4 protein-coding genes are annotated in these 3,364 nt (G+C 70.5%); 2 read left to right on the top strand and 2 right to left on the bottom strand.

What is annotated here, in order from left to right; translation table 11 throughout:
* Both WC493_RS22480 and WC493_RS22475 read left to right on the top strand, forming a co-directional pair.
* Positions 1–831: YeiH family protein (locus tag WC493_RS22480; RefSeq protein WP_373068735.1), on the top strand; the 831-nt coding region annotated here is incomplete at its 5' end.
* Between the two features lie 3 nt (positions 832–834).
* Entirely contained in the window at positions 835–1,698 is an 864-nt protein-coding gene (locus WC493_RS22475; protein WP_373068733.1) for a LysR family transcriptional regulator, read from the top strand.
* On the opposite strand, the gene WC493_RS22470 is transcribed toward WC493_RS22475, so the two are convergent.
* Positions 1,679–2,176, bottom strand: a complete 498-nt coding sequence (locus WC493_RS22470) for an N-acetyltransferase family protein (RefSeq protein ID WP_373068731.1) — start codon at positions 2,174–2,176, stop codon at positions 1,679–1,681. The two genes, WC493_RS22475 and WC493_RS22470, sit on opposite strands and share 20 nt — an antisense overlap.
* Positions 2,177–2,238: 62 nt before the next feature.
* Positions 2,239–3,364 (bottom strand): GMC family oxidoreductase (locus WC493_RS22465; protein ID WP_373068729.1); only part of this gene is annotated, 1,126 nt, incomplete at its 5' end.

The following is a 3,364-nucleotide window of genomic DNA, read 5'->3' as shown; positions in this document are numbered from 1 at the left end:
GTGCCGGCCGCGGCGGCGGCGGGGTTCCAGTTTTCGCTGCGCCGCTTGCTGCGCCTCGCGATCGTTCTTCTGGGCCTGCAATTGACGGCGGCGCAGGTCGCCTCGGTCGGGCTGGGCGGCATGGCCGTGATCGGCCTCAGCCTCGGCGGCACCTTCCTGTTCACCGTCCTGCTCGGCCGCCTGCTGGGGGTCGAGCGGGGGCTGGCGGCGCTGATCGCGGCCGGCACCTCGATCTGCGGCGCCTCCGCCGTCGTTGCCGCCAACACGGCGATCCGGGCACGGGACGAGGATGTCGCCTATGCCATCGCCTGCGTCACCGTCTTCGGCTCGATCGCCATGGTGCTCTATCCGCTGGCGGCGCCGCTGCTCGGGCTCGGGGCGCAGGGCTTCGGCCTGTGGGCCGGGGCCTCGATCCACGAAATTGCCCAGGTCGTCGCCGCCTCCTATCAGGGGGGCCAGGCGGCGGGCGATTTCGGCACCATCGCCAAACTGGCCCGGGTCATGCTGCTGGCGCCGGTGGTGATCGGCCTTGGCGTCGCCGCCCGGACGGGTATCGAGGGCGAGCGCGCGGCGCGGGCGCCCCTGCCCTGGTTCGTGCTGGGCTTCATCGCCCTCGTCGGCTTGAACAGCGTCGTCGCGGTGCCGCCGGCGATCACCAAGGGGGCGGCCACGGCGACATCCGTGTTGCTGACCACGGCGCTGGCGGCCATGGGGCTGGAGACCGATATCCGCCGCCTGCGGGCGCGGGGCCTGCGCCCGCTGCTGCTTGGCGCGGCGGCCTTTCTTTTCATCGCCGGTTTCAGTCTGATGCTGGTCGAGACCCTGGGCTGAAACATGACTCTCGAACAATTGCGTATCTTCATCGCCGTCGCCGAGCGGGAGCATGTGACCAGGGCCGCCGCCGCCCTCGGTCTCACCCCCTCGGCGGTGAGCGCCGCCATCGCCGCCCTCGAGAGCCGCCACGGGGTGATGCTGTTCGACCGCATCGGCCGGGGCATCACCATGACCGGTGCCGGCCGGGAATTCCTGACCGAGGCGAGGGCGACCCTCGCCCGCGCGGCGGAGGCCGAGGCGGTGCTGACCGATCTCGCCGGGCTGCGCCGGGGCCGGCTGAGCCTCGCCGCCAGCCAGACCATCGGCAATTACTGGCTGCCGCCCCTGATGCACCGCTATCGCCTGGCCCATCCGGGGATCGGGCTGGAGCTTTTCATCGGCAATTCGCGGCAGGTGGCGGCGAAGGTGGTCGAGGGGCTGGTCGATCTCGGCTTTATCGAGGGGGAGGTGGCGGCGGACGAATTGGCCATCGAAACCGTGGCCAGCGACGACATGCTGCTGGTGGCGAGCCCGGCGCTGAACGCCCACGGCGCCGATCTCGCCGCCCTGCCCTGGGTGTGCCGCGAGCCGGGTTCGGGCACGCGGGCGGCGATGGAGGCCCTGCTGGCGGCGCGGGGGCTTAGGGTCGCCGATCTGTCCCGTCTCGAATTGCCGTCGAATGAAGCGGTCCGCAGCGCGGTCGAGGCCGGCGCGGGCCTCGCGGTGCTGTCGCGCCTCGTCGTCGCCTCGGCGCTGGCGGCCGGGCGCCTGTGCGTGATCGGCGCCGACTTGCCGACCCGGTCCTTTCACATCCTCCGCCACCGCGGCCGCCATCAGGGCAAGGCGGCGGCGGCGTTCCGCCAGCTTATCGCGTCGGCAGAATGAGCTGCATGAACTGAAGGTCGAGCCAGCGGCCGAATTTGGTGCCGACTTCGAGCATCAACCCGGTGCGGATGAAGCCCAATTGCTCGTGCAGCCGGATCGAAGGCTGGTTGTCCGCCTCGATCCCGGCGACCAGGACATGCTTGCCGAGGGCGGCGGCCCGGGGGATCAGCGCCGTCAGCAGCGCCCGGCCGACGCCCCGGCCCCGCATGTTGGCCCCGACATAGACCGAATGTTCGACTGTGTGGCGATAGCCATCGAACGCCCGCCAGTCGCCGAAGGAGGCATAGCCGAGCACGGCGCCGTCCGCGACCGCGACCAGCACCGGATAGCCCTGGGCCAGCCGGGCGTTCAGCCAGGCGCGGCGGTTGTCGAGATCGACCAGCGTCTCGTTCCAGATCGCCGTCGTCTTCTCGACCGCGTCGTTATAGATGGCGAGGATGCCGGGCAGATCGCCTTCGGCCGCGTCGCGGATTTCCATGGCTTCTCACCCTCGTTGGACCAGAGGCATTGTTGCGCGCGGCGGCAGGCTCACGTCCAGCGTCACATGCGCGCATCGGCCATGATCATGGCGGCGCCCTTTTCCGCGATCATCGCCGTCGGCGTGTTGGTATTGCCCGAGGTGATGGTCGGCATGATCGAGGCATCGACGATCCGCAGCCCGGCGATCCCGTGGAAGCGCAGCCGCTCGTCGACGACTGCCATCGGATCGTCCGCCCGGCCCATTTTCGCCGTGCCGACCGGGTGGAAGATGGTGGTGCCGATATCGCCCGCCGCCTTGGCCAGCGCCGCGTCGTCGTCGCCGACCGAAGGCCCGGGCAGATATTCGCTGGGGCGATAGCGGGCGAGGCGGGGCTGCGCCATCAGGCGCCGCGTCACCCGGATCGCATCGGCCGCCACCCGGCGGTCGTCGTCCGTCGTCAGGTAGTGGGGCGCGATCGCCGGGGCGTCCTTGGGATTTCGGCTGCGCAGGGCAATGGTCCCGCGCGAGGTCGGGCGCAGGTTGCAGGCCGAAACCGTGATCGCCGGGAAGCGGTGCAGCGGGTCGCCGAATTTGTCGAGCGAGAGCGGCTGGATGTGGAATTCGATATTCGCCCGCTCCCGCGACGGGTCGGACCGGGTGAACAGCCCGAGCTGGCTGGGCGCCATGGTCAGCGGCCCCCGCCGCCGCAGCAGATAGTCGAGCCCCATCAGGCCCCGCCCGATCAGCGAGTGATAGGTCTCGTTCAGGGTCTTCACCCCCTCCACCCGGTAGATCGCCCGCTGCTGCAGATGGTCCTGCAGGTTGCGGCCGACGCCTTCGGCCGCCTGCACGATGTCGATCCCCTGGGGGCGCAGGACGTCGGCCGGGCCGATGCCCGACAGTTGCAGGATGTGCGGCGTGCCGACCGCCCCGGCCGACAGAATGACCTCGGCCTTTGCCTTGGCGGTCACCAGCGCGCCGTCGGCGCCCCGGAAGGCGACCCCGGTTGCCCGCCCGCCCTCAACCACCAGCCGCTCCACCTGGACGTGGGTGAGCAGGCGCAGGTTCGGCCGGTTCAGCACCGGCTTCAGGAAGCCCCGGGCCGAGGACCAGCGCCGGCCCTTCTTCTGGTTCACATGGAAATAGGACACGCCTTCATTGTCGCCGGTGTTGAAATCGTCGATGCGGCGGACGCCCATTTCGATG

Origin of the sequence: Zavarzinia sp. (genome assembly GCF_041650655.1) — a bacterium.
Taxonomy (GTDB): domain Bacteria; phylum Pseudomonadota; class Alphaproteobacteria; order Zavarziniales; family Zavarziniaceae; genus Zavarzinia.
Note: the sequence above shows the minus strand (reverse complement) of the source record. Positions and strands in the feature narration are given on the sequence as shown.

Bases quoted from the DNA above. Each gene is read 5' to 3' on its own strand.
- WC493_RS22475 (WP_373068733.1), top strand. From the start codon at position 835: ATGACTCTCGAACAATTGCGTATCTTCATCGCCGTCGCCGAGCGGGAG.
- WC493_RS22470 (WP_373068731.1), bottom strand. From the start codon at position 2,176: ATGGAAATCCGCGACGCGGCCGAAGGCGATCTGCCCGGCATCCTCGCC.